We start from the raw sequence: 24,536 nt of genomic DNA, 5'->3' as shown, positions 1-24,536 counted from the left end.
ATCACCTTTTCTTTTTCGTCAATAATAATTGTACGCGTGCCAATCGCTTCCCGAAAGGCAGCAAATACCAGTCTCTTTCTGCCAAGATGCGGGCTTTCATAATAATCACTAAGAATACGAGAGCCCCTACTACGACTGCTGGAAACGCAGAAAGTGCTGCAACAGATCTTGAGCCCGCGTCCTGAGTAACGGTCTTCATAATTGTTAACCACAATTCAACTATGCCCCCCATCGCAACCGTCGCGAGTAAAATCCAACCGTAAAAACGTACTGGGGCCAGCTGTTCTGGATATCTCCGCTTAAAGTAAATGAGTAAGGCTGCCGCAGTTATGGCGAAGCCTATGTTTCCAGCAACTGCTGCACCCGTTATTCCGTATAGCGGAATAAGCAGGACGTTCGAGATGATTTTCACTCCAAAGCCGAAGAGCAGAAGAATTGCTGGAACTTTGCCTGAGCCTGAACCTTGCAAAATTGCACACAGAGGCAAAATTAAAGACAGCCAGAAAACTTGTATGCAATAGACAGCAAGTGCGAATGATCCTTCATCCGTTTCAAACAGCAGGACATTTACCTGAGGCAATAATAGAGCAAGTCCTGCCGCCGCTGCCCAGCCAAACATAATGGCTACGCGGTATGTCAACTGAACAAACGTCCATGCACTGCGTCCCTCGGATTTTGCGGTATGGTGTGCAATGAGCGGAACAATCGCCATGGCAAGTGTTGTTGCAATGAGACTGCCTAGCTGTACTAGCGGCTGCCCGCGGTCGTATACCCCTTTTTCCATCATTGCCATGTCTTCATGAACGCCTGATTCCTTCAATAAATTCAAAACGGTAAACGCATCCGCCATCTGATACAGCAGCAATATAAGTGAGCTTGCGCTGATACTTAAACTAATCAGTGTGAGTTCTTTAATTACTTTTCTTTTATCAATAGCTGCGGCAGGGACCCGTACTGATTTCCGGCTCCAAAACGCAAGCAGGATGACACCTGCCGTCTGACCGATAACAGCTCCCCATACAGCAACTGTTCCGGTTTCGTATAACGAAGCACCGGATTGGACCGCTGCCCAAGTGCCGATTAAAATAATGGCCACTCGAATTCCTTGTTCACCTACGTTTGAAACTGCGATTGGTACCATTTCGCCACGTGATTGAAAGGTTCCTTTAAATACAGCAAGAAAAGGCATGACGAGCAGTACATAAGCGCCGGTACGCAATAGCGGTGCCAATTCAGCGTCGCCCATGAGAGCGGCAATTAAAGACGCCCCTGAAAACAGAGTGGCGAACGCAATGAGACTTAAAACACCTAAGTATACAAAAGATAACCTTAAAATGGCACGACGTTCTTCAGCACGCTGTGTACTTGCCAATAATTTGGATATTGCAACTGCCGCTCCGTACGTTGTCCAGATAATGAAGATCCCAATGAAAGGATATACTTGTTGATAAATATAAAACCCTTTGTCCCCGACCAAGTTTTGAAATGGAACGCGATAGACAGCCCCAAGCAATTTCACGATTAGTGCAGATATCGTTAAGATCGAGGCACCTTTCATGAATGTTTTCATATTCCATTCCGATGCCGCCATACTGAATCCTCTTTCGTCTTGTAGATGGTGTCCATTATACCATTCGAAACTCGAAACGACAGCATGACGGGACACGCACAAAAAAACCTGCACATCCCGATGTACTCAGGTTGTGCAGGTGCATTATTGTTCCATTTGTTTTGCCAAAAACAGAGCTGCCGTTTCAGCAGTTTTCTGTTCCGCTTCACCAATGAAATGGACTTTGGAGAGAAGGTAAATGGCTCCAATCGTATCGCCGTTTACGACAATGGGCGTCACACAATACGATTTCACCTGTTCGGTTTGTCCAGGTACCCATTCAACCGTCTTCTCCAACTTTTCAGTGATCATTGTACGCTTCGTTAACATTTCTTCTGCATCCGCAGAGATTTGCCGATTCATGTAGTCTTTTTTCGCAAGCCCCGCTACAGCAATTACTTCATCCCGATCACTGATGAGTGTCGGAGTACCAAGTGTTTGATAAAGGGTTTCAGCGTATTCTACTGCAAACTGGCCGAGCTCTGAAATCGGGGAATATTTCTTTAAAATGACTTCCCCATCACGGTCTGTAAAAATTTCGAGTGGATCTCCTTCTCGTATCCGAAGTGTTCGTCTAATCTCTTTCGGGATGACCACTCTTCCTAAGTCATCGATTCTGCGGACGATACCGGTTGCCTTCATGCATGATGCCTCACTTTCCATATGAAATCCGCGCTACGGTTTCAGTATGCTTCATACATGGGCATTTTATGCAGTGGTGGCTCTATCCGGCATCGACTTCAGATGTTTCCTTAGATGCATCTTGTAAAAGCTGCATAATCGCTTCCAATATATCGAACTCCGTGTGCTGTCCTAATCGTCGATCATCGATTTTAATGAGTAAAGTACCATTATCCATAGTAAATCCGACAGCCCGACCGTAATTGAGCGTCTCCGAAACAAGTTTGGCTCCATCTATTTTTGCGGTTCCTTCGGATGAAAAGCGAATTTCAATCATTGCTTGCCGTTTCTTAATCGATACCACGCCTGCTGCTTTCCCCCATGCCTTGATGCGTCCGACACGCATTAATAATTCAGCTTCGAATGGCAAGTCCCCGAAGCGGTCTGTCATTTCATCCCACAACTCGTTAAAGTCTTCTTCTGCTTCAATTGCTTTAACACGTTTGTACATCTGGATTTTTTGATAGCCGTCTTTAATGTACGTATCCGGTAAGTAGGCGTTGATTGGGAGTGAAATTTCCAAATCGGGACGATCCTCTTTAGAAATACCTGTCTGTTTCTCTTCAACTGCGTCTTGCAGCATTTGTGAATACAAGTCAAACCCGACAGAGTCGATGAATCCATGCTGCTGGGAACCGAGCAGATTTCCTGCGCCGCGGATAGACAAATCACGCATCGCGATTTTAAAACCTGAACCTAGTTCCGTGAACTCTTTGATCGCTTGAAGCCGGTTTTCCGCAACTTCCGTTAGCACTTTGTCACGTTCATATAGGAAATACGCGTATGCCACACGATTTGAACGTCCGACTCGCCCTCTTAGCTGATACAACTGAGAAAGTCCCATTCGATCTGCGTTGTGTACAAGCAGCGTATTGACGTTCGGGATATCGATTCCCGTTTCAATGATCGTTGTCGTAACAAGAACGTCGTATTCCCCCTCGAGGAAACTAAGAATGACTTCCTCTAATGCCGCTTCCCCCATTTGTCCATGGGCAAAGCCGACACGAGCTTCAGGAACAAGCTGACGGATTTCATCCACCTTCTTCGCCATGTCCTCCACTCGATTATAGAGATAGAAGACCTGGCCGCCTCGGGACATCTCACGTTCTATGGCTTCACGTGTTAACGCAAGGTTATTTTCCATGACATACGTTTGAACAGGGAAACGGTTCGCTGGCGGCGTTTCGATAATAGACAAATCTCGGACTCCGATCATGGACATATGCAGCGTTCTTGGAATCGGTGTGGCCGTTAGTGTTAAGACATCGACATTCGTCTTCAGCTGCTTTAGTTTTTCTTTGTGCGTGACACCGAAACGCTGTTCTTCATCGACGATCAGAAGTCCAAGGTCTTGATAGGCTACATCTTTAGAAAGCAGTCGGTGCGTCCCTACGACAACATCGATTGTTCCATTTTTAAGCCCTTTTTTCGTTTCTGTTTGTTGTTTCTTGGAGCGGAAACGATTTAACAACGATACTTCTAGCGGAAAGTCTGCAAACCTGGCCTTCATAGTCTCATAGTGCTGCTGCGCTAAAATGGTGGTCGGTACTAGGAATGCAACTTGTTTTCCGTCTGAAACCGCTTTGAAAGCAGCTCGGATCGCCACTTCCGTTTTCCCGTAACCAACGTCCCCGCACAACAGCCGATCCATTGGCCGTTCCTTTTCCATATCCTGTTTCACTTCCACAATCGAGCGGAGCTGATCCTCCGTTTCCTCATAAGGAAACGCATTTTCAAACGAACGCTGAAGATCATCGTCTTCAGAAAACGCATAGCCTTTTTGTGCTTCTCGTTCTGCGTAGAGTTTAATAAGATCATCTGCAATATCTTTTACCGCAGCAGTAACTTTTGTTTTTGTCTTCTTCCACTCGGCCCCGCCTAATTTATGAAGCTTCGGCTCCTTATCACCAGACGCCACATATTTTTGGATTAAGTCGATTTGATCCGCAGGGACAAACAGCTTGTCTTCGCCGCGGTACCGAATATCGAGATAGTCTTTGCTGATCCCGCTGACTTCCAATGTGACGACCCCATAGTACTTACCAATACCATGATTGACGTGAACGATGTAATCGCCAGGTTGGATTTCCGAGTAATTCTTAATTCGTTCAGCATTCGATGCCTTTTGCGGACGTGTCTTGCGCTTCGGTTTCCCTTTAAAAAGTTCCCCGTCCGTAATAACGGCAAGACGTTGCAGCGGGAGTTCAAAGCCCGCATGCAGACTGCCGTCCACTACTGTTATCATGCCTTCTTTTGTCGCGGCTCCATTCTCTGTTGCATCAATATCATAGTCCTGCAAAATAGAGTGAACCTGATCGACACGTTCTTTCCCTTCAGCAAGGATGAACACATTGAACTGATTGTGCTGCCAACGTTCCATTTCGGACTTCAACAAATTCATTTGCCCGTGGAACTGCTGCATCGGTTTGCATGAATACGAGATGATTTCCTTCACCGTTATTCCAGGCAAACTTCTTGTGAATAACGACATGTAAATCGTTTTCGTATTCAATGCTGCATGGGCTTCTGTAAATGAAACAGATAACTTGGCGTCATGAACAATTTTCCCTTCCTCCAATAAAGACATGCGCCATTCTTCTTCATCTTTTTCAAGGGTTGCTGCGGTTTCTTGTATGCGATTGATTTCATCAAACACAACAAGTGCATTTTCCGGTAAATAACTTCCGAGTTCCGTTACTCTGTCTCCTGCAAATCCGGCGTACTTCACCATATTCTCAGGCTGAATACCCGACCTCATCAGTTCGATATCTCCTGATATTGAAAGCAATAAATTCTCTTTGACGAGCTCGTCTTTCACTTTCTTCAAGCTTTTAGAAAGTGCTGCCTCTAGCTTGTCTGCGATTTGCTGAAGGTCTTCCGCAGTCCATGTAAACTCATTTGCCGGCAGAAGAATCAGCTGGTCCAGCTTACCTGTAGACCGCTGATCTTCTGCAGAAAATGTTCGAATGGAATCGATATCTGTATCAAACAATTCAATTCTTACAGGATCTTCCGCAGTAAGCGGATAAACATCTAAAATACCGCCGCGCAATGCAAATTCACCGGGTGCTGTCACCATGTCTTGCCGGGTGTACCCCATACTCGTCAAGTGCTGCAGCCACTCATCTGTTTCAATGGAGTCCCCTACAGACGCGGATAATGTGCTGCTTTCCCATCTTTCTTTAGAAGGAACAATCTTTTTCAAACCCGCAACAGGGGTAATATAGATGCCTTCTGTCTGTGTCGCCAAATGATTTAGTGTATCGATACGTCCTGCACGAAGTTCAAAGCTGGCAAAAGCAAAATCTGCAGCAACCAGCTCTTCTGCAGGATATAAATGCACGTGAGATTCGCCCAATAGCTTGACGAGGTCCTCGTATGTACGCTGAGCTTGCAGCATATTGGGTGAAACAATGAGCATCGGACGGCCGGTGTCTGCTTGCAGTGCTTGGAATAGGAGTGTCTTTGCACCACCCGTTAATCCGGTTAGCAGCTGGCGGTCGTGTCCTTGTTTGAGTTCGCTCGTCAACCGCACCGTCTCTGCAGTCATTTCGTAGTAGTTTACTAGTGAATCCATTCAAATCCGTCCCTTTCTCCATGAAATGGATAAGCACAAAAAGCTTTGCACACCCGCAAAAGGTGCCAAAGCCAGGCTTCTTATTGAAGCCACTTATCAACTGTGTAGTATTCCGGAGACGCATGCATCGCGCGCTCGCACTGTTCGCAAATACAACGAACCTCGAGCCCTCCCTTATGGGTCACTTCGACAAAGCGCTCCTTGTTCGTTCCATCAGCCTTTAGTAATTCACGGATCGTTTCCTCAACGGATGCGAACGGAATTGAACCGATTTCAGTTTGGCAATGTTTACAACGATAAGAAATCACCCATACTGACCGCCTCTCTTTTTGTACAAGTATAGGCAGATATGAGGAGACTTATGCTTAAGCGCCGTTATATTCGTTCATAATCTCGAGAAATGGCCGGTCAGTCCAAGAACGACAAGCGGATGCACTTTTTTCCACGGCTTCTTGGATCATCGGCTGCTCATCTTTACTGAATGCACCTAATACGTAATCCGCAACACTCATAGGTCCATCAGGTCTTCCAACACCAATACGAATCCTATTGAATTCGTTAGTTCCTAAATGGGCAATCAATGATTTCATACCGTTATGTCCGCCAGCACCGCCTTTTGCGCGAAGACGCAACTTTCCAGGTGTCAAATCAAGATCATCATAAATGACGACAATTTCATCATCGTTCACTTCGTAATAATCCATGAGAGGACGCACACATTCACCGGATAGGTTCATATACGTTAACGGTTTGACGAGCATGACTTTTTCCGTTCCAACACGGACTGTAGTAATCATTCCATTGAATTTCGTTTGCATAGCAGGCGCGTTAAGCTGTTCTGCTAACAAGTCGATTGCTTGGAACCCGACATTATGACGGGTTGACGCATATTGTTTGCCCGGATTCCCGAGCCCGATTATCATTTTCATCTAATTACTCACTTTCTTTCAAAAAAATCGGCAAACGAAAAAACAAGCGCACGGGGTGCCGTGCGCTCTTTGTGATTATTCTTTGTCTTCGTCTTTCTCTTTTACAACTTCAGGTTCTGCAGTTTCACCAGCAGTCTCTTCATCGAGTGCTTCTAGTTCTGCTTCTGTACGAGGAGCAGAAATGAGAACAACCGTTTCTTCGTCTTCGTTCAAGATTTCATACTTCGCGCCAGCGCGCAGGTCTGAAATTTGAATTGCTTCACCGATATCCAATTTAGATACATCTACTTCGATGTGCTCTGGAATATCAGCAGGTTTTGCTTTTACTTTTACTTCCCATAGCGGCTGCTGCACAACACCGCCTGCTTTTTCACCAGCAGACTGTCCTGATAAATGGATTGTAACGTCTACTTCAAGCTCTTCAGACATGTTGATTGCCAAGAAATCCGCGTGCTCGAATTTCCCTGTCATTACATCCGCCTGATAATCACTTAGCATGACATCTACGTTCTTACCATCTAGATCTAATTTGAAAGCCCCGTTACGACCATGTTCTTGAATCGTTTTAATGAGGTCACGTTCAATAACAGTAATTGGTGTCGATTCTGTATTAAAACCATAAACGACTGAAGGAACTTTACCCTCATGGCGTAATTGACGCAATGCTGATTGTGGTGCAATTTCTCGTTTTTCTGACTGTAATGCTGTACTCATATGTTTAGTCCCCTTTTTAAATAAAGTTTTCCTACATAGTAAATACCCGCTACAAGACGTTCCAAAACATTTCGTGCACAATCACAGCCAGCTTCTGCGCCGGCTCAATCGAATAATGTACTTACTGACTTCTCTTCAAATACGCGAACGATTGCATCCCCGATTAGTTTTGCAACCGACAGCTGCTTGATTTTCGGAGAGTTCTTGTCTTCAGGAAGTTCAATCGTGTTTGTAATAACCAATTCTTTGATTTGTGAATCATTAATGCGCTGAATAGCTGGTCCAGATAGAACCGGGTGTGTACAGCAAGCATAGACTTCTTTCGCTCCACTTTCAATGATAGCGTTTGCGCCAGCAGTAATTGTACCTGCTGTGTCAATGATATCATCGATTAGAATTGCAATTTTACCATCTACTTGTCCAACAATGTTCATGACTTCGCTGACATTCGGCTTTGGACGGCGCTTGTCGATAATTGCAATCGGTGCTTTCAGACGATCTGCCATTTTACGAGCGCGTGTAACTCCACCGTGGTCTGGAGATACGATAACGATATCATCACCTTTGAAACCTTGGTTCTTAAAGTAATCTGATAGTAGAGGAACAGCAACCAAGTGATCAATCGGAATATCGAAGAATCCTTGGATTTGCGGTGCATGAAGATCCATCGCAATGACGCGGTCCGCTCCAGCTTTTTCAAGCAAGTTTGCAACAAGTTTCGCTGTAATCGGCTCACGTGAACGTGCTTTACGGTCTTGACGTGCATAGCCATAGTAAGGCATGACGACATTGATCGTGCGTGCAGACGCACGTCGTAATGCATCAATCATGATTAGGAGTTCCATTAGGTTGTCATTGACAGGGTACGAAGTCGACTGAATGACAAAAACATCGCAGCCACGGATACTTTCTTCGATATTAATTTGAACTTCACCATCACTGAAACGTTTGACAGAGCATTCTCCGAGAGGGCGTCCGATAACGTCAGCTACCTCTTGTGCCAAAGGTTCGTTTGCGTTCAAAGTAAAAAGTTTAAGTTTGTGATTTGGATATTCATTGCCCATGATGGACCTCCTGTTTTATCGTTTAGAGTTTAGTTTTGCTGCGTATCCTTCTTTGTTCTCTTGGCGAGAACGTGCAATTGCAAGCGAGTCTTCAGGTACGTCTTTAGTAACCGTTGATCCCGCAGCAACGTAAGACCCTTTTCCTACCGTGACAGGTGCTACTAAATTAGAGTTACAGCCGATGAAAGCTTCGTCCTCAATGGTTGTTTTAAACTTATTTTTACCATCATAATTGACTGTAATTGAACCGCAGCCGATATTTACAGCTGAGCCAACTTCAGCATCCCCGATATAACTGAGATGTGATACTTTGCTGCCTGTTCCAAATGATGATTTCTTAATCTCCACAAAGTTTCCGACTTTCACATGATCGCCGAGATCCGTTTCGGGACGGATATGTGCGAACGGACCAACCGTCGTATTCGATCCAATCTTACTGGACTTGACGACAGACGAATGGATTGAAGTCTTATTACTGACTTCGCTGTCAATAATGTGGCTATTCGGTCCAATCAGACACTCTTCACCAATTGAACTGCGGCCTTCAATAATCGTACCTGGCTGAAGAACCGTATCACGGCCGATCACTGCATCTGCACTAATTACAGTTGTTTCCGGCGAAATGATTGTTACCCCGTTACGCATATGCTTTTCAGCAATACGATGGCGCATGACGGCTTCTGCTTGTGCGAGTACAACGCGATCATTCACACCGAGCGTTTCGCTGAAATCGTCTGAAACATGCGCTCCGATCAGTGCGCCTTCAGATTGAAGGATACCCATCACGTCAGGTAAGTAGTATTCACCTTGTGCATTGTCATTCTTTACTTTTTTGAGTGCTTCAAAAAGTGCACGGTTATCGAAGCAGTAAGTCCCCGTGTTAATCTCAGTGACTGCCTGTTCTTCAGGTGTTGCATCCTTTTGTTCCACATTACGAAGTACTTCACCTTGGTCGCCGCGGATGATTCGGCCGTATCCAGCAGGATTGTCTGCAATGGCTGTTAGAATCGTCGCTTTCGCACCCAGCTCTTTATGTTTGTTTACAAGTGCATCCATCGTTTCTGATCGGATAAGCGGTGTATCCCCGCAAATGACGAGTGTTGTACCTTCTAAATCACCCAGAAGGTTTTCGGCTTGCTGTACGGCATGAGCCGTTCCCAATTGTTCGGCTTGAAGGACATACTCACTTTTTTGACCGAGCGTCTCTTCCACGAGTTCTGCCCCGTGACCGACAACGGTTACTACACGGTCTGCCCCAATACCTTTTACGTGATCAATAACGTGTTCCACCATTGGTTTACCGCAAACTGGGTGCAGCACTTTGTATAAATTGGATTTCATGCGTGTGCCTTGACCTGCGGCCAAAACAATTGCATATGTATGTGTCATGAGCTGTCCCCCATCTGTATTTTCATATTTGACTATAGCTGAGTAAGACTGATTTTTCAACTATTCCTACTTGACAAGTTGGTATCAATATTCTATTATTAATAGTTTTTTTCCGCAAGACTTCTACTAGAATCGCGTAGAAAGAGCCGCTGCTGAAAATAGCCGCGGCTCTGTGACAATTCATCGACAGATTTTTTTAAACAGGTACTTCTTCAAACTTTGGTTCTTTTTCATCTGCATAATAGGCTTCTAAAACAGCTTCTTGAATCTTTGTTCGTGATGCTGGATTGATAGGATGTGCGACGTCACGGAACTCTCCGTCTGGTGTTCGTTTGCTGGGCATCGCTACAAACAGACCGTCATTCCCTTCAATAATCCGTATGTCATGGACAACAAATTCCTCGTCAAATGTAACGGAAGCAATCGCGCGCATTCTCCCATTGGTTTCAATCTTTCGTAAGCGAACATTAGTAACTTGCATACTCGTTCCCATTCCCCTTTCGTGAAAACTGTATGCAGTACACTTTCTACAAAACTTTTTAAATCCCTTTATCCAAATTTAAATTTTTCCGATTATTAAAAATTCCCCGCATTCACTAAAAAACGTCCCTCGAAAGGAACGTTTTGTTTTACTCTGCTGCAACCGCAACAACTTCAATCTCAACTTTTACGTCTTTTGGAAGACGCGCTACTTCCACTGTAGAACGAGCTGGTGTGTGCTCTCCGAAATGCTTTGCATACACTTCGTTGAGTGCCCCGAACTCATTCATATCCTTTATGAATACCGTTGCTTTCACTACTTGGTTTAGAGATGAGTTTGCTTCTGCAAGAACTGCTTTCAAGTTCTCAAACACTTGGTTCGTCTGTTCTTCGATTGTTGCGCCGGCAACTTCTCCGTCTGTGTTCAGCGGGATTTGTCCTGACGTGTAAACCAACCCATTCACCTTTACCGCTTGTGCATAAGGTCCAATCGCTTTCGGTGCTTGTTCAGTCGCTACATAATTCATCTTTCATCTCCACCTTCCGAAAAGTAGTTTCCGTCTTCCAGTTCGATTGTCCGATCCCGTTCATTCACTTTACATAACTTCACGAGAGAGCGATAGTTTTCGACCAGGACCTCTTCTGTGTGCTCAGACTCGACGAGTACAGCAGCCCCTGCCAATTCACAATCGAATTCTTCAACAAGGTGGCGCATACCAAGCATCGTGCCTCCGGCTTTCATGAAGTCATCCGTTACTAAGACTCGTTGTCCGCTTTTCATGCTGCGTTTAGACAAAACCATCGTTTGGATTCTCCGTGTTGATCCAGAAACGTAGTTAATGCTCACTGTCGATCCTTCGGTCACTTTACTATCTCGTCTAACAATCACAACAGGAACATTCAAATGACGGGCAATCGCTTGGGCAATTGGGATGCCCTTCGTTGCTACAGTCATAATAACATCGATATTGTGATTAGCGAAAGCCGAGGCAAACACTCTTCCCACTTTATCCATCAGCTGCGGGTTACCGAGTAAGTCTGTCATATATAAGTATCCGCCCGGCAGTAACCGGTCCGAGTGACCCAATTCTTCAATCATTTGTGCGATCACCTCTCGCACCGCTCGATCAGACATTAGCGGAATGTACTTCACACCGCCAGCAGCGCCAGAAACTGTCAATAGTTTTCCAGCACCACTTTCTTCAAATGTCTCTTTAATAATCGTCAGGTCTTCACTGATTGATGATTTTGCGGCCTGAAAACGTTCTGAAAAAACCGTTAGCGGGATGAGTTGGTGAGGGCTTTCCAACAGATGGCGTGTCATCTCAACGAGACGTTCACTCCTCTTCCACTTCATGTCCAACAACTCCTAAAACCCGAATATTATACCTTCAGACTAACACAATCGTCCGTTTTCAAGCAAGATTGATACGTTCCCCCATCATCCGGACCGCATACACTTCCGGACAAAATCCTTTTAGTCCGTTATAAATGCGTGCAACTTGCGATTCGTGTTCAACAAGACCAAACACTGTAGGGCCGCTTCCGCTCATCAATACTGTATCCGCACCAAACTTCAGCATTTGTTCTTTTAGTACGCTAACTTGAGGATGTAGTCTCATCGTGACTGGCTCCAATGCATTCCCTACCTTCTGACACATCATTTCATAGTCGGAAGCAGCAAGTGCATCCATCATGCCCGCTGTGTCAGGGTGCTGGATACTTTGGATATCCAGGCCTCCATAAATATCTGCAGTTGACACGGATATAGGAGGTTTGGCTAAAACCACCCAACAATTCGGCGGTACTGATAAGTGTTGAATTTTCTCCCCCCGGCCGGAAGCAAGAGCGGTTCCTCCATATACACAAAACGGAATGTCCGACCCAATCTTTGCACCGAGCACTGCCAGCTCGTCCAAAGACAGTCCCAGTTCCCACATTCTATTCAACCCTCGTAAAGTAGCAGCCGCATCAGAGCTGCCCCCCGCTAAGCCTGCAGCCACCGGGATATTCTTGTCGAGAGTGATTTCCACTCCACTTCGGATATCAAATTTTTTACGCAAAATGTCTGCCGCCTGCCATGCGAGGTTGCGTTTATCATTCGGTACAAATCGTTCCGAAGATTGGATTGTAATGCCACGATCTAAGGGCTTGAGCCAAATACGATCTGCTAGGTCAACTGTCGTCATAATCATTTCAACTTCATGAAAACCATCAGGACGTTTTTGCAGGACATCAAGCGTTAAATTTATTTTAGCTGGCGCTTTTTCAGATATCATACTCATCTGGCTGCCTCCATTCAAACTTCATTGCTCACTATTTTACCATAGGCAGCTTTAAAATTGCCCGGATTCGTTAAAAAAACAATGTTAGCCACAAAAAAGAGCTGTGCAAAGCACAAAGTGTGCGATGCGACAGCCCCTTTCGTCAGCCATTGGTTGGATTTGGGTCGTACAGGGTTCAACGAACATTATTGCGACCGGTCTTTACCTGCCATCCCTTGTCCTGCCATCTCAATTGCGCGTTTCACCATATTACCTGCATCCCGCGATTTAATGCCTCCCCAACCTTCACGTTGAACAACATCGTAAAATCCAAGTTCTTTTGCAATTTCCTCTTTTAATTGCTCAGACATTACGCCGTTTCTTCTCGCCATTCAGGTTTCCTCCTTCTTGGCTGACACGCGTAGTATGGACACTAACCATAAAAAAACACCTCCTGCTCTCAAAAGAAAGCAAAAGGTGTTTTGTTTAAAAATAAATCAAAAAATGATAAGAGTGCTATTTAATCTCAAATGCTGTGGTGTCTCCACCGTCCAGTATCGTTATTTCAACTGCTTCAGTTAAAATATCCGCATAGCTGTATGATACCCGTTCAAACGCATTTTCGTCCTGATCAAGTTCCACTACAAATACCGCACGATACGTGTCACGAAGGATTCCAGCTCTTTCGATCGTTTTTTTACGACCGCCGTTTGCACGAAGGTGCAGACGTTTTCCTAAGTGAGCATCCAATGACTTCTTAATGTCCGCTAATGTTTTTGGCACGTCGCTTCCACCTCACTGTATACAATCATAACACAGTTAAAAAGTTCTGTCAATTAAAATTTAAATTTTAACAGGTTGCATTCAGCTTTGTCAATCCCTTTATAGCAAATTTTCATCTTTCGACATTCTTTTTTTCTTAAAATAGTCATAAGTATAAGATGTCTTATTTTTCGCTTGCTCCGAACTCTTCGTATAGAGCATTTGACAAGTTCGCAAATTCTTCAATGGAAAGTGTTTCCCCTCTTCTCACCGAATCGATACTCGCTTTAGAAAGTGCCTCCAGGATTAAATCCTTTTTCGCTTTCCCTTGCGGAAGAGACGTCTGCAAATTGTTGAGAATGGTTTTCCGTCGCTGTACGAAAGATCCTCTTGCCACTTTAAATAGAAACTCTTCATCAATTACTGAAGCAGGCGGTTCTGTTTTTCGTGATAATCTTAAGACTGCTGACTCTACATTCGGCTGTGGCATGAATACAGTTCTAGGTACAACCATCGCGACTTCAGCATCCATATAGTACTGAATAGCAATAGACAGAGATCCATACGCTTTTGTACCGGGAACAGCAGTAATGCGATCTGCAACTTCGTGCTGCATCATGATGACCATTCGTTCAATTGGCACTTTTCCCATTAAAAACTTCATGATGATTGGCGTTGTTACATAGTAAGGAAGGTTTGCGACTACCGTCACTTCGTCAACATCCGAGAAATGCTCTTCGATAGCTGCATTCAAATCGACGTCCAGTATGTCTTGATGAATGACCTTGACGTTCGTGTAGGGTGATAGCGTGTCTTCTAAGACTGGCAATAAGCGATCATCAATTTCATATGCAACAACTTTTCCTGCAGCTCGCGCAATATGCTCCGTTAATGCTCCGATTCCTGGCCCAATTTCAATGACACCCGAACGTTTATCGATACCTGCATGATAAATAATGTTCTTTAAGATGTTTGGATCAATCAGAAAGTTCTGCCCCAAACTTTTTTTAAAGGAAAATCCATGCTTTTCTAATATCTCTTTCGTTCGTGCAGGGGTTGCGATATCTTTCACCATTCCTGTTCCTCCTCGTCTATCGTTAAAAGCGCCTGCATAAGTGCAGCTTCGTTAATTCGAAACATGGCAAGACGTTTTTGAAGTCCCTTGCCATTTACTTGACCAATTTTTAAAAGTTCGCTTAATCGATCGCGTCGCTTTTTAGCTTCAGGATGCCCAATTAGGCGAGCTTCAATTAGGAGATCACGCGGTGTTTCTTCTATAGTAGTTGTGTCGACTGTATAAACCGCTTGAAGAGCGTTGCGTATGTCTTCATCAGTAGCATGCTCAATACCGACTTTCTTTCCGTTTTTAGCAATCGCACGATCTCTCGTTAAAAAAGCGTGTTTAACATCCGGAATTTGCTGCTCGATGATTGCCCGGATTCTTCTTCCTGGATAGTCGGGGTCCGTAAAAACGATAACGCCGCGCGTTTGTTGAGCATGACGGATTTTAGTGAGGGCTTCCTGTCCGACTGCTGAGCCATTGGTTTCAATTGTGTCAGCACCAGTTGCCCGTTGAATCGCAATCGTATCGGACTTCCCTTCAACTACGATGACTTCTTTTATATTCACTGTATTCCTCTTTCCTGCAGGGTATGTGGATGCGTGCTTTAGATTTCTGTTTCAGATGAATAATTTCCTGAAACAATTCTTCTTTAATTCTAACGGCTGTACGTGCCGTTGTACAGAATACGTCTATGACCGCAACAATCCGCATGGCTCAATTTTAGCCATGCGGATTGTTGCATACTGCTTATAATGATTGTGCGAAGTTCTATCAGTTCAACACTTTAATTTTTACTTGTCGTCTGCCAAACTTTCTAGCAGCCGCGTCATTTGGTACGTGCAAGTCAATTCGACTGCCTTTAATAGCACCGCCAGTATCGCCTGCAATTGCATAACCATAGCCTTCCACCCATACTTTTGAACCTAGTGGAATTACGCTTGGATCTACTGCAATAACCTTCAAGTTCGGATTAGCACTCAAGTTAATGCCAGTAGCTGTAATACCGCTGCAACCTGTGCAATGTGCTGTGTAAGCTGTTGCGTTCATGTACATCACTTTTCCAGACTCATTTCCGTTTCCACGTGAAACACTCGTCTTTTTAGATGATGCAGTCTTAACAGCAGAAGCTTTTGGCGCTGCACTTGCAATCACCACTTTTGAACCTACTGAAACTACTTTAGCTTTAGGATGCGAGACAACATGCTCGCGAATAAGCTTTCGCGAAACTTCTTTTCCGTTTTCTTTGACGATTTCGAATCTCTTTCTGACTTTCCCGCTTTTACCTTCTTGGACGATTTTTTCTCGACCTTTCAGTAAACTATCGTCAGTACGTGTTTTCACGTCAAAATCCGTCGTCTCTTCCACTACATCGGTGACCTTTTCCACACGAACAATCGACACAACAGATTTCGGCAGCAATACTTGCTCCTTGTTGCTCTCTACTCGATCCAACTCACTCAATTGGATGTTTTCGTTCTTTAAAAAGTCAGCGACCGTAGTCGAAGTGGACCACACCTTTGTAGACTTTTTACCATCTTTCAACGTAACTTGAAAAGCTTTATCAATCGTGATTTCACTTTTCTTATCGACATGACTATCTAAACTTGGTTCAACTGAATCATGCTCATCCAATTCTACACCAGCTTCTGTCAGTACATCTTTAACCGTAGACTTCGTTGTCCAAATGGTCGTCGAGTCATTATTCATATTTATTGCAACGGGGTTTGCCTGTTTCCAATCAATCGTCATACCATCTTTTATAGATGTTGCAGCTGAGGGTGAGACTGTGTCGTGTGACCCAATCTCTATATCACGCTGTGCCAGTACGTCTTCGACTGTTTTTGCGTGTGTTTTTAACTCTAATGTTTCGCCACCTGCTTCTAGCAAGATGCTTTTCTTCGTACCTTCATATACGACAAGAGAAAGAACAGTAACAAAAATTGCTAATATTGCTGTTCCTGCTGCGATTTTCTTAAACCTCAATGATTGAAAGAATAGGTTTCCCATGGTTCGTTTCGTCATGAAAAATTCTCCTCCTTATTCACTCGGCTGATTATATAGGCTCAATTTCTCGCTGTCAACCGATCTAACTTTCCTGCATAGGAATGCCGGAAGTCCCCTTCTATCCAGGAATGGGCAATTCTTCCGGCACTTGAGTCAGTCGATGGAAAATAGTTTCATAGCGTTTTGAGTAGTAGTTTCAGCCACTTCTTCGAGTGATATTCCCTTTAGTTCCGCGATTTGTTCTGCCACAAGCGCAACAAATGCAGGTTCGTTTCTTTTGCCGCGATGCGGATGCGGGGCAAGGTATGGTGCGTCTGTTTCTACAAGCAGATATTCTAACGGTATCTCTGTTGCAACTTGTTTTGGCACCTTAGCATTTTTAAATGTGACGGGTCCGCCAAGAGAGATCATAAAGTTCATGTCAATACACTGTTTAGCAGTTTCTACACTTCCACTAAAGCAATGCATAATACCACCCGTAATTTCTGCTTCTTCCTCTTGCAAAATTCGTACGACATCTGCTGTTGCATCACGATTGTGAATGATGACAGGTAATTTCACTTTTTGAGCAAGTCGTATTTGCTTTCGAAACAATTCTTGCTGAACTTCTTTCGGTGACTTATCCCAATGATAATCGAGTCCGGTTTCACCAATCCCAACAACTTTCGGGTGAGCTGCCAGTTCTTCGATCCATTGAAGATCTTCTTCTGTACAGTCAATCGCATCAACCGGATGCCACCCGACTACTGCGTATATAAAGCTATGCATTTCTGCAAGTTCCATGGCTCTTGTAATCGTGGGCCGATCAAATCCAACAACGACCATTCGCTCAATTCCTGTATCAAGCGCTCGCTGAATGACTTGTTCTATATCGTCTTCATACTGATCATCATTTAAATGCACATGTGTATCTATTAACATTTCATTCGCCTCACATAAGATATAGTGTACTTCGCGGTCTTTACATAAACATCGCAGTTTCATTACAAAACGGTTACAAACAAAAGACAGCAGCGGCTCTCCGAAGAAAGCCGCTGCCCTATATTATTTCACTCGTGATCCATTTGCAAGAGATGCGTCTGCTGTCGCAAGTTTCAGAACGCCGTCTGATGTCCCCGCTAAGATCATCCCTTGTGACAATTCTCCGCGCAATTTAACGGGTTTCAAATTTGCTACAACAATTACCTTTTGTCCAACCAATTGGTCAGGTGTGTAATGTTCAGCAATACCTGAAACGACTTGTCGCTGCTCATATCCCAAGTCAACCTGCAGCTTTAATAACTTATCTGCTTTCGGAATTTTTTCACATGCGGTTACAGTCGCTATACGTAAATCGATCGCATTAAATGCATCTATTGTAATTTCTGATGACTCTTCTTCCGATTGTTCCTTTATAGGTGCTTCTTTTTCAGACTCTTTCGGAGCCGTAATCGCCATTTGTTCTTTGATATATTGAATTTCAACGTCGTTTTCCAGTCTAGGGAAAATCGGTACACCCTTTTCAATCACTTTTGTATTTTCCGGAATGGTATTGAAATCACCTAATGTATCCCAAGCCAATCGTGATTTGTCCAATCCAAGTTGTTCTATAATCTTCTTAGGAGACTCAGGCATGAATGGCTGCAGCATAACGGCAATATGTCGTAATGATTGGACTAAGTGGACCATTACTGACGCCAGTTTCCCGCGATCTGCTTCTTCTTTTGCAAGAACCCAGGGCGCTGTTTCGTCAATGTATTTATTTGTCCGTGATACCAGTGTCCATAGCTCTGAAAGAACGATACTGAACTGCATTTTCTCAAGAGACTCTTCATACTTTTGTACAGTCGATGTCATTGTTGCCCGTAAACTTTCATCGAATTCCGTTGGCTCTGCAAGTTCTACAGGCACAATACCATCAAAGTATTTGTTGATCATCGAAACGGATCGGTTCAACAAGTTTCCTAAATCATTCGCTAAATCATAATTCGTGCGTTCTACGAATGATTCGGGAGAAAATGTTCCATCTTGACCAAACGGAAGTTCACGCAATAAGAAGTAACGAGTTGCGTCTAAACCAAAACGTTCAACGAGCATGTCTGGATAGACAACATTTCCTTTAGACTTGGACATCTTACCGTCCTTCATCATGATGAATCCATGTGCAAAGACTTTCTTCGGCAGCGGCAAGTCTAACGCCATCAAGAAAATCGGCCAGTAAATCGTGTGGAAACGAACGATATCTTTACCAACTACTTGCACGTCAGCTGGCCAGTATTTGTTAAATAATGAGTCGTCATCTGACAAGTAGCCAAGTGACGTAATGTAATTCGTTAAGGCATCCACCCAAACGTATATGACATGCTTCGGATCTCCCGGAACTTTAATGCCCCAGTCGAAGGAAACGCGGGACACGGATAAGTCTTCCAGACCCGGTTTAATGAAATTATTGATCATTTCATTTTTACGTGATTCCGGCTCGATGAATCCCGGATTATCTTCGTAATATTGAAGAAGACGATCTGAATATTTCTTCATATTAAAGAAATAAGATTCTTCAGCGACACGCTCCACTGGACGTCCGCAGTCCGGACAATTACCATCTACCAGCTGCGCTTCAGTGAAATAGGATTCGCAAGGAATACACTTCCACCCCTCATATTCCCCTTTATAGATATCTCCATTATCGAGAAACTTTTGAAAAATCTTCTGGACCGCATTTTTATGACGCTCTTCGGTCGTTTGAATGAAGTCATCGTACGTAATGTCCATCAGCTTCCATATGCGTTTTGCATAGTCCGCTATATCGTTGACGTATTCCTGAGGAGGGCGGCCGGCTTCTTCTGCTTTTTCTTGAATCTTTTGCCCGTGCTCGTCCATTCCCGTCAGGAATCGAACATCGTACCCGCGAAGACGCTTGTATCGTGCCATCGCATCGGAAGCGACTGTTGTATACGCCGTGCCGATATGGAACTTGCCACTTGGATAATAAATCGGTGTTGTAATATAAAATGTTTTTTTCTGTTCAGCCACTGCAATTCCTCCTGTACCCTTATCGATTACCTCATTTTATCGAACTTCTGAACATTTAGCTATGGTGAGGTGTGTAATGAGTAGATCGATTTTACAAAAGATCTTATCTGCATTAAAAGTTATGGTGTTCTTAAAATACTATTCTTTTAACTATAGTTCTCGGTTAACGCGGATGTCCAATTCTTTATCGAAGCCGACATCGAATTCCACTTTACTTCTATAATATAACTATCTCCAAGTTAAAAACAGCTTATACTCCCTCTTAGTCAGGAAGTATAAGCTGTTTGTTAGGTTTAAGATAATATAGTAGAAGAATTTCATATTACTAATCTTACTTTTTCTCATCTAAACTTTTTTCGTATTCTTTTTTCACACGATGCAATAGCTCAGCGTCTGTCAGCAGTCTATAACCAGTTGACGCCAGCACCTTTGCCCCTGTGATAAGTGCTTCATCACCAACAGATGACTTTGCGGCTTCTCTAAATTCATCCGTATGGGCAACCAAGTCATCCGGGCCAATCTTTATATAAGGATGCGCGGTCGGGACCTCGTAGCTAATATTTCCAGCATCCGTAGATCCTTTGCCTGTTCTCTTTTCTGTATGCACGATTTCACCAGCTGCTTCTAATTCTTCACGCAAAGTCGCGTCTAATACAGAGTTCAATACAAAATCTTTTACTTCATTTTGGAATCGTTTTATGTCAACTTTAGCTCCTGTTGCGAGCGCTGCACCTTCAGCTATAGCTCGAACCTTAGCAGAAGTTTCCTCGGTTTTTGCCCATGTATCCGCCCGGATGAAAAATCGTGCAGATGCATATTCCGGGATTATATTAGGGGCATCTCCCCCGTGTGTAATGATGCCGTGAATTCTCACGTCCGACGGGAGCTGCTGGCGGAGTGCATTGATTCCCGTAAAGAGTTGAATAACCGAGTCCAATGCATTGATCCCTTTTTCAGGTGATCCTGACGCATGTGCAGGCTTTCCGTAGAAATGGAAGTCTAGCGGGTCAACAGCTAATGTCTCACTCGTCAATGCCGTTTTCCCGGATGGATGAATCATAAGTGCTGTGTCGACACCTTTTAAATAGCCGTGTCTGACAAAACTGCCTTTTGCACTGCCGTTCGGACCGCCTTCTTCAGCAGGCGTGCCCAGCACAATGATCCGTCCCCCACTCTCGGATAGTATTTTGGAACAAGCAATACCCGCAGCAACACTAGTTGTGCCAATAATATTGTGACCGCATGCGTGGCCTAATCCTGGAAGTGCATCATACTCGGCAAGGAACGCGATAGTCGGCCCTGGAACTCCGCTGTCTTTCACTGCGTAAAAGGAAGTTTCATGACCTGCAACTGCTGTTGTAACCTCAAACCCTTCACTTTTTAATAGCTCAACATGCTTCTTACTAGCAAAGAATTCCTGGTTTCCGATTTCAGGAGTTGCATGGATTACTTGACTCGTTTGAATGTATAGATCCCGGTTCGATTCAATGGAATTTAAAATAACATCTCGATTAGAAATAATTGTGCTCATAATAGTTTTCCTCCCTTATAGTCCTTTATAGACATTCAGTAATTCTTCCTTAGAAATATCAACTACGACAGAGCCGCCATTTGTATCTGTCTCAACCGCTTTTTTCACGTCTTCATCGTGATACAATTCGACAATCCGTAAATACGTCTCATTGTTTTCATCCGCAGTTCTCGTTGCAAAGATGTTGACATAGGGCAATGTATTGTCGTCATCGCTGTCTTCTAAATAGATAGGATCTTTCACCGGATCAAAACCTGCTTGTCCAGCGACTCCATTATTAATGATGGAAGCCGCAACATCCGGCAGTACGCGTGGAGTTTGCTGAGCTACTATTGGATAAATGTCGAGGTTCTTAGGATTTTTGACAATCTTTGAAGGATCTCCGAATAATCCGAAATCATCTGCCAGTTTAATCAAGCCCGCCGATTCCAGTAACTTCAAAGCACGTGCCTGGTTAGATGGATCATCTGGAATTGCGATACGTGCTCCATCTTCAATATCATCAATAGACTTCAGCTTTTCTGAGTAAATCCCCATCGGTGCAATGATTGTGGCGCCAATTGGTGTTAAGTCTGCATTATTTTCTTTGGTGAACTGACTTAAGAATGCAATGTGCTGGAAGGAGTTCAAGTCAATATCTCCGTTTGCCAGTGCTTGGTTCGGTAAAGTGTAATCGGCAAACTCAATGAGTTCAATTTCAATTCCTTCTGCTTCGGCTTTCTCCTTAAGGATCGGCCATACTTCACCGTCTGATCCTGTCACACCAATTCTCACTTTTTTCGAATCGTTTTCTTCTCCCGATGTCTTTTGGCTGCAAGCTCCGAGCGTCAGTAAAAGTAAGGCAGTTCCTAAATAGATAAGTACTTTTTTCATTTTATAATCTCCTCCATTTGCGGGTTAACTAACAGGCTAGCGTCTCATAACTTTTCTTGAAAACGTGTTTCCTATCCATTGAGCTACTTGGACTAGGATTATCAGAATCACTACTGTAACCAGCATGACACTTCCATCAAAACGCTGATATCCGTATGTCATAGCGACGTGTCCCAATCCTCCCCCGCCAACAGTACCGGCCATTGCAGAGAAATCTATCAAACTAATCGTTACGAATGTCAAACCAAGGATCAGAGGACCCAGAGCCTCCCGTATGAGAACTGTAAATATGATTTGCAAAGGGCTCGCTCCCATTGCTTTAGCTGCTTCTACCACGCCGGGTTCTATTCCGACTAAATTATTTTCTACAATCCTGGCGATTCCAAATGAGGCTGCGATTGTCATTGGAAAGATTGCTGCCCACGTTCCGATTGTGGAACCTACAACCGCTCGTGTAACAGGACTTAATGCAACAAGAAATATGATGAATGGAATTGGACGTATGATATTGATAAGGATATTCAACGTTTGAAACACCCATTGCTTCTCTAAAATGTTTCCTTTTCTCGTTACGTAAAGCAGTAAGCCGATACTGATTCCCAAAATCGAGCCAAAGACGAGCGTTGCAATGACCATTAGAACCGTCTCGCCCGTAGACTCTATAATTCTGGGCCAAAATGTGGTCCAATCAACTTTCATGTACAGCAACCTCCTCAATTTCCACGGTTTCTTTCAATGCAGCAAGCAGCGAATCTACGGAACGCTCATCCCCGTCAAATGAAACTAACAAATTCCCGAAAAACTTCTCTTGCAGTTCACGAATGGACCCGTACACAATATTGAAATTCACTCCAAATTGCTGTGTGAGCCTTGAAAGAACTGGATCACTTGCTATCTCTCCTTTAAAAATGACACGATACAGTTTTCTCCCTCCCTTTGCACGCCACTCTTGAAGCAATGTATCAGAGGGAAGATCCTGCTGGATCGATTGAATGAATCGCTGCGTAGTCGGATGCTGCGGATTTGTAAATGTGTCGAATACAGACCCTGTCTCAATTACTTCTCCGTCCTCCATCACAGCGACACGATCACATATTTCTTGAATAACGTGCATCTCATGTGTGATCAATAAAATCGTGATTCCCAGTTCCTTGTTCACTTTTTTTAAGAGTCTAAGAATATCGGCTGTCGTGTCTGGGTCTAAGGCGGACGTTGCCTCATCGCAGATCAAAATATCTGGCGAAGTTGCCAATGCTCTTGCAATTCCTACGCGCTGCTTTTGACCGCCTGAAAGTTGTTCGGGGTAATCATTCGCTTTATCAGACAGTCCGACAAAGTCCAATAGTTCTGCTACCCGCGCAGAAATTTCTTTTTTAGGTACGCCCCCTAGTTTAAGCGGGTATGCCACATTTCCTGCAACCGTGCGGGAAGTAAACAGATTAAAGTTCTGAAAGATCATTCCGATTCGGCGCCTAAGCTTTCTTAGATCTTTTTGAGAAAGAGAGGCGAGGTCTACACCTTGGACTTGAATTGAGCCAGTGGTTGGACGCTCCAGCATATTAACGAGGCGCAATAATGTGCTCTTCCCCGCGCCGCTAAACCCGATGATGCCAAAAATCTCTCCTTGTGCAACGGACAAACTCACATTATTAACAGCCGTTACTTTGCGCTTTCCGATTTGAAATGTTTTAGCTGCCTGTTTAAATTCAATCACGCTGAACCCTCCATTCCTTAGTGAAATCATTCTGTGCAGCAACGAGCGCAGTCATCGAACTTTCTTTTGATTGAACGGAAAAAGCCTTCTTTTTTCTCTATAAAACGAGAAAAAAGAAGGCTTCAATGTTAAGTGAAACCATCTCAGTTCTCATCTTCCAAATGCATGACGCATTTGCAGGAATTGGCACAGTGTTCACGTGTAATGAACCCGCTGCCGAGATGTCATAGGGCCTGCCCCTCGATCTCTCTGGATAAGAAAGTGATGTATTGCTATTCGATTGTCGCAAGAATTGTTCCTAACTATAAAGTGACTAACACGGGAAGTCAACCTCTTTTTAATTTTTTGAAAGATTTATGTAAGACACGTTCTTTCTATCTCAAATCTGCAACTATCATTCATCATTATGTGCGTTTTTCATGTATCTATTATTCATTGCATAGTTTCCGTTCTTCTCTATTGACGTTAAATGGAAGACTTGGTATGATAATAGACAGACAAGAGAAAAATGTCGAAATCTGACGAATGACTATTATCTTTTAGGAGGAAACCCGCTATGAAATCTACTGGAATCGTACGTAAGGTCGACGAACTCGGCCGTGTAGTTATCCCTATCGAACTGCGTCGGACACTCGGCATAGCTCAAAAAGACGCGCTGGAAATCTATGTGGATGATGATAAAATCATCTTGAAGAAATACATGCCTAATATGACATGTTCAGTTACTGGAGAAGTGTCAGATGACAATTTAACATTGATCGATGGTAAATTAATCCTCAGTCCTGAAGGTGCTAAGCAGCTAATCGCTGAAATTGAAGACAAAATGTCTTGATTTAATAATTTTATTTCAATAACATCTGGCCTTTTAAA

General features: G+C 43.8%; 24 protein-coding genes and 1 riboswitch. Of the genes, 1 reads left to right on the top strand and 23 read right to left on the bottom strand.

Features of this window, described 5'->3' with window-relative positions; all coding sequences use genetic code 11:
- Nucleotide 1 precedes the first annotated feature (1 nt).
- The 23 genes from PGH26_RS00360 to PGH26_RS00250 all read right to left on the bottom strand — a co-directional run bounded on the left by PGH26_RS00360 (nt 2) and on the right by PGH26_RS00250 (nt 23,666).
- Nucleotides 2–1,591 (bottom strand): putative polysaccharide biosynthesis protein, encoded by a 1,590-nt coding sequence (locus tag PGH26_RS00360; RefSeq protein ID WP_323692084.1) that lies wholly within the window; start codon nt 1,589–1,591, stop codon nt 2–4.
- 123 nt (nt 1,592–1,714) lie between these two features.
- A complete protein-coding gene (spoVT, locus tag PGH26_RS00355; protein WP_323692083.1) occupies nt 1,715–2,251 on the bottom strand; it encodes a stage V sporulation protein T in 537 nt (178 codons plus the stop codon).
- Between the two features lie 82 nt (nt 2,252–2,333).
- Complete coding sequence (gene mfd, locus PGH26_RS00350; RefSeq protein ID WP_323692082.1) at nt 2,334–5,867, bottom strand: transcription-repair coupling factor; 3,534 nt, start codon at nt 5,865–5,867, stop codon at nt 2,334–2,336.
- Nucleotides 5,868–5,947: 80 nt separating this feature from the next.
- Nucleotides 5,948–6,175 (bottom strand): anti-sigma-F factor Fin, encoded by a 228-nt coding sequence (locus tag PGH26_RS00345; RefSeq protein WP_323692081.1) that lies wholly within the window; start codon nt 6,173–6,175, stop codon nt 5,948–5,950.
- 57 nt (nt 6,176–6,232) lie between these two features.
- Nucleotides 6,233–6,796: an aminoacyl-tRNA hydrolase gene (gene pth, locus PGH26_RS00340; protein WP_323692080.1), complete on the bottom strand. Its 564-nt coding sequence runs from the start codon at nt 6,794–6,796 to the stop codon at nt 6,233–6,235.
- Nucleotides 6,797–6,871: 75 nt separating this feature from the next.
- Nucleotides 6,872–7,510: a 50S ribosomal protein L25/general stress protein Ctc gene (locus PGH26_RS00335; protein ID WP_323692079.1), complete on the bottom strand. Its 639-nt coding sequence runs from the start codon at nt 7,508–7,510 to the stop codon at nt 6,872–6,874.
- A gap of 104 nt (nt 7,511–7,614) precedes the next feature.
- Complete coding sequence (locus PGH26_RS00330) at nt 7,615–8,574, bottom strand: ribose-phosphate diphosphokinase (RefSeq protein WP_323692078.1); 960 nt, start codon at nt 8,572–8,574, stop codon at nt 7,615–7,617.
- 15 nt (nt 8,575–8,589) lie between these two features.
- Complete coding sequence (glmU, locus tag PGH26_RS00325; protein ID WP_323692077.1) at nt 8,590–9,963, bottom strand: bifunctional UDP-N-acetylglucosamine diphosphorylase/glucosamine-1-phosphate N-acetyltransferase GlmU; 1,374 nt, start codon at nt 9,961–9,963, stop codon at nt 8,590–8,592.
- A gap of 196 nt (nt 9,964–10,159) precedes the next feature.
- Nucleotides 10,160–10,444 (bottom strand): septation regulator SpoVG, encoded by a 285-nt coding sequence (gene spoVG, locus PGH26_RS00320; protein ID WP_323692076.1) that lies wholly within the window; start codon nt 10,442–10,444, stop codon nt 10,160–10,162.
- Nucleotides 10,445–10,592: 148 nt separating this feature from the next.
- A complete protein-coding gene (locus PGH26_RS00315; RefSeq protein WP_323692075.1) occupies nt 10,593–10,970 on the bottom strand; it encodes a RidA family protein in 378 nt (125 codons plus the stop codon).
- Complete coding sequence (purR, locus tag PGH26_RS00310; RefSeq protein WP_323692074.1) at nt 10,967–11,800, bottom strand: pur operon repressor; 834 nt, start codon at nt 11,798–11,800, stop codon at nt 10,967–10,969. Before purR ends, PGH26_RS00315 begins: the two co-directional genes overlap by 4 nt.
- Before the next feature lie 58 nt (nt 11,801–11,858).
- Entirely contained in the window at nt 11,859–12,722 is an 864-nt protein-coding gene (gene ispE / locus PGH26_RS00305; protein WP_323693434.1) for a 4-(cytidine 5'-diphospho)-2-C-methyl-D-erythritol kinase, read from the bottom strand.
- Between the two features lie 191 nt (nt 12,723–12,913).
- On the bottom strand, nt 12,914–13,099 hold the full coding sequence (locus PGH26_RS00300) for a small, acid-soluble spore protein, alpha/beta type (protein WP_323692073.1): 186 nt from the start codon (nt 13,097–13,099) through the stop codon (nt 12,914–12,916).
- A 124-nt stretch (nt 13,100–13,223) separates the two neighbouring features.
- Complete coding sequence (gene veg, locus PGH26_RS00295; RefSeq protein ID WP_025783693.1) at nt 13,224–13,490, bottom strand: biofilm formation stimulator Veg; 267 nt, start codon at nt 13,488–13,490, stop codon at nt 13,224–13,226.
- A gap of 163 nt (nt 13,491–13,653) precedes the next feature.
- Entirely contained in the window at nt 13,654–14,544 is an 891-nt protein-coding gene (rsmA, locus tag PGH26_RS00290; RefSeq protein WP_323692072.1) for a 16S rRNA (adenine(1518)-N(6)/adenine(1519)-N(6))-dimethyltransferase RsmA, read from the bottom strand.
- Entirely contained in the window at nt 14,538–15,098 is a 561-nt protein-coding gene (gene rnmV, locus PGH26_RS00285) for a ribonuclease M5 (protein ID WP_323692071.1), read from the bottom strand. The genes rsmA and rnmV overlap by 7 nt, the downstream gene beginning before the upstream one ends.
- A gap of 205 nt (nt 15,099–15,303) precedes the next feature.
- Entirely contained in the window at nt 15,304–16,554 is a 1,251-nt protein-coding gene (locus PGH26_RS00280) for a resuscitation-promoting factor (RefSeq protein WP_323692070.1), read from the bottom strand.
- A gap of 135 nt (nt 16,555–16,689) precedes the next feature.
- Nucleotides 16,690–17,457, bottom strand: coding sequence for a TatD family hydrolase (locus PGH26_RS00275; protein WP_323692069.1), 768 nt, complete (start codon nt 17,455–17,457; stop codon nt 16,690–16,692).
- Nucleotides 17,458–17,580: 123 nt separating this feature from the next.
- Complete coding sequence (metG, locus tag PGH26_RS00270; protein WP_323692068.1) at nt 17,581–19,548, bottom strand: methionine--tRNA ligase; 1,968 nt, start codon at nt 19,546–19,548, stop codon at nt 17,581–17,583.
- A 331-nt stretch (nt 19,549–19,879) separates the two neighbouring features.
- Entirely contained in the window at nt 19,880–21,079 is a 1,200-nt protein-coding gene (locus PGH26_RS00265; protein WP_323692067.1) for a M20 family metallopeptidase, read from the bottom strand.
- A 15-nt stretch (nt 21,080–21,094) separates the two neighbouring features.
- Complete coding sequence (locus PGH26_RS00260) at nt 21,095–21,952, bottom strand: MetQ/NlpA family ABC transporter substrate-binding protein (protein WP_323692066.1); 858 nt, start codon at nt 21,950–21,952, stop codon at nt 21,095–21,097.
- Between the two features lie 36 nt (nt 21,953–21,988).
- Complete coding sequence (locus PGH26_RS00255; protein WP_323692065.1) at nt 21,989–22,651, bottom strand: methionine ABC transporter permease; 663 nt, start codon at nt 22,649–22,651, stop codon at nt 21,989–21,991.
- Nucleotides 22,641–23,666: a methionine ABC transporter ATP-binding protein gene (locus tag PGH26_RS00250; protein ID WP_323692064.1), complete on the bottom strand. Its 1,026-nt coding sequence runs from the start codon at nt 23,664–23,666 to the stop codon at nt 22,641–22,643. Before PGH26_RS00250 ends, PGH26_RS00255 begins: the two co-directional genes overlap by 11 nt.
- Nucleotides 23,667–23,813: 147 nt before the next feature.
- Nucleotides 23,814–23,926, bottom strand: a riboswitch (SAM riboswitch).
- 296 nt (nt 23,927–24,222) lie between these two features.
- On the opposite strand from PGH26_RS00250, the gene abrB reads away from it, so the two are divergent.
- Nucleotides 24,223–24,498 (top strand): transition state genes transcriptional regulator AbrB, encoded by a 276-nt coding sequence (gene abrB, locus PGH26_RS00245; RefSeq protein WP_025783670.1) that lies wholly within the window; start codon nt 24,223–24,225, stop codon nt 24,496–24,498.
- Nucleotides 24,499–24,536 lie beyond the last annotated feature (38 nt).

Source organism: Sporosarcina jeotgali (assembly GCF_033304595.1).
Taxonomy (GTDB): Bacteria; Bacillota; Bacilli; order Bacillales_A; family Planococcaceae; genus Sporosarcina; species Sporosarcina jeotgali.
The sequence above is the reverse complement of the archived record's forward strand: the minus strand, read 5'-3'. Positions and strand labels throughout refer to the sequence as shown.

Excerpts from the sequence above, each read along its gene's own strand:
- PGH26_RS00360 (WP_323692084.1), bottom strand. The coding sequence starts at position 1,591 with ATGGCGGCATCGGAATGGAATATGAAAACATTCATGAAAGGTGCCTCG.
- spoVT (WP_323692083.1), bottom strand. The coding sequence starts at position 2,251 with ATGAAGGCAACCGGTATCGTCCGCAGAATCGATGACTTAGGAAGAGTG.
- mfd (WP_323692082.1), bottom strand. The coding sequence starts at position 5,867 with ATGGATTCACTAGTAAACTACTACGAAATGACTGCAGAGACGGTGCGG.
- pth (WP_323692080.1), bottom strand. The coding sequence starts at position 6,796 with ATGAAAATGATAATCGGGCTCGGGAATCCGGGCAAACAATATGCGTCA.
- PGH26_RS00335 (WP_323692079.1), bottom strand. The coding sequence starts at position 7,510 with ATGAGTACAGCATTACAGTCAGAAAAACGAGAAATTGCACCACAATCA.
- PGH26_RS00330 (WP_323692078.1), bottom strand. The coding sequence starts at position 8,574 with ATGGGCAATGAATATCCAAATCACAAACTTAAACTTTTTACTTTGAAC.
- glmU (WP_323692077.1), bottom strand. The coding sequence starts at position 9,963 with ATGACACATACATATGCAATTGTTTTGGCCGCAGGTCAAGGCACACGC.
- spoVG (WP_323692076.1), bottom strand. The coding sequence starts at position 10,444 with ATGCAAGTTACTAATGTTCGCTTACGAAAGATTGAAACCAATGGGAGA.
- PGH26_RS00315 (WP_323692075.1), bottom strand. The coding sequence starts at position 10,970 with ATGAATTATGTAGCGACTGAACAAGCACCGAAAGCGATTGGACCTTAT.
- purR (WP_323692074.1), bottom strand. The coding sequence starts at position 11,800 with ATGAAGTGGAAGAGGAGTGAACGTCTCGTTGAGATGACACGCCATCTG.
- ispE (WP_323693434.1), bottom strand. The coding sequence starts at position 12,722 with ATGATATCTGAAAAAGCGCCAGCTAAAATAAATTTAACGCTTGATGTC.
- PGH26_RS00300 (WP_323692073.1), bottom strand. The coding sequence starts at position 13,099 with ATGGCGAGAAGAAACGGCGTAATGTCTGAGCAATTAAAAGAGGAAATT.
- rsmA (WP_323692072.1), bottom strand. The coding sequence starts at position 14,544 with ATGGTGAAAGATATCGCAACCCCTGCACGAACGAAAGAGATATTAGAA.
- PGH26_RS00280 (WP_323692070.1), bottom strand. The coding sequence starts at position 16,554 with ATGACGAAACGAACCATGGGAAACCTATTCTTTCAATCATTGAGGTTT.
- PGH26_RS00275 (WP_323692069.1), bottom strand. The coding sequence starts at position 17,457 with ATGTTAATAGATACACATGTGCATTTAAATGATGATCAGTATGAAGAC.
- PGH26_RS00265 (WP_323692067.1), bottom strand. The coding sequence starts at position 21,079 with ATGAGCACAATTATTTCTAATCGAGATGTTATTTTAAATTCCATTGAA.
- PGH26_RS00260 (WP_323692066.1), bottom strand. The coding sequence starts at position 21,952 with ATGAAAAAAGTACTTATCTATTTAGGAACTGCCTTACTTTTACTGACG.
- PGH26_RS00255 (WP_323692065.1), bottom strand. The coding sequence starts at position 22,651 with ATGAAAGTTGATTGGACCACATTTTGGCCCAGAATTATAGAGTCTACG.
- abrB (WP_025783670.1), top strand. The coding sequence starts at position 24,223 with ATGAAATCTACTGGAATCGTACGTAAGGTCGACGAACTCGGCCGTGTA.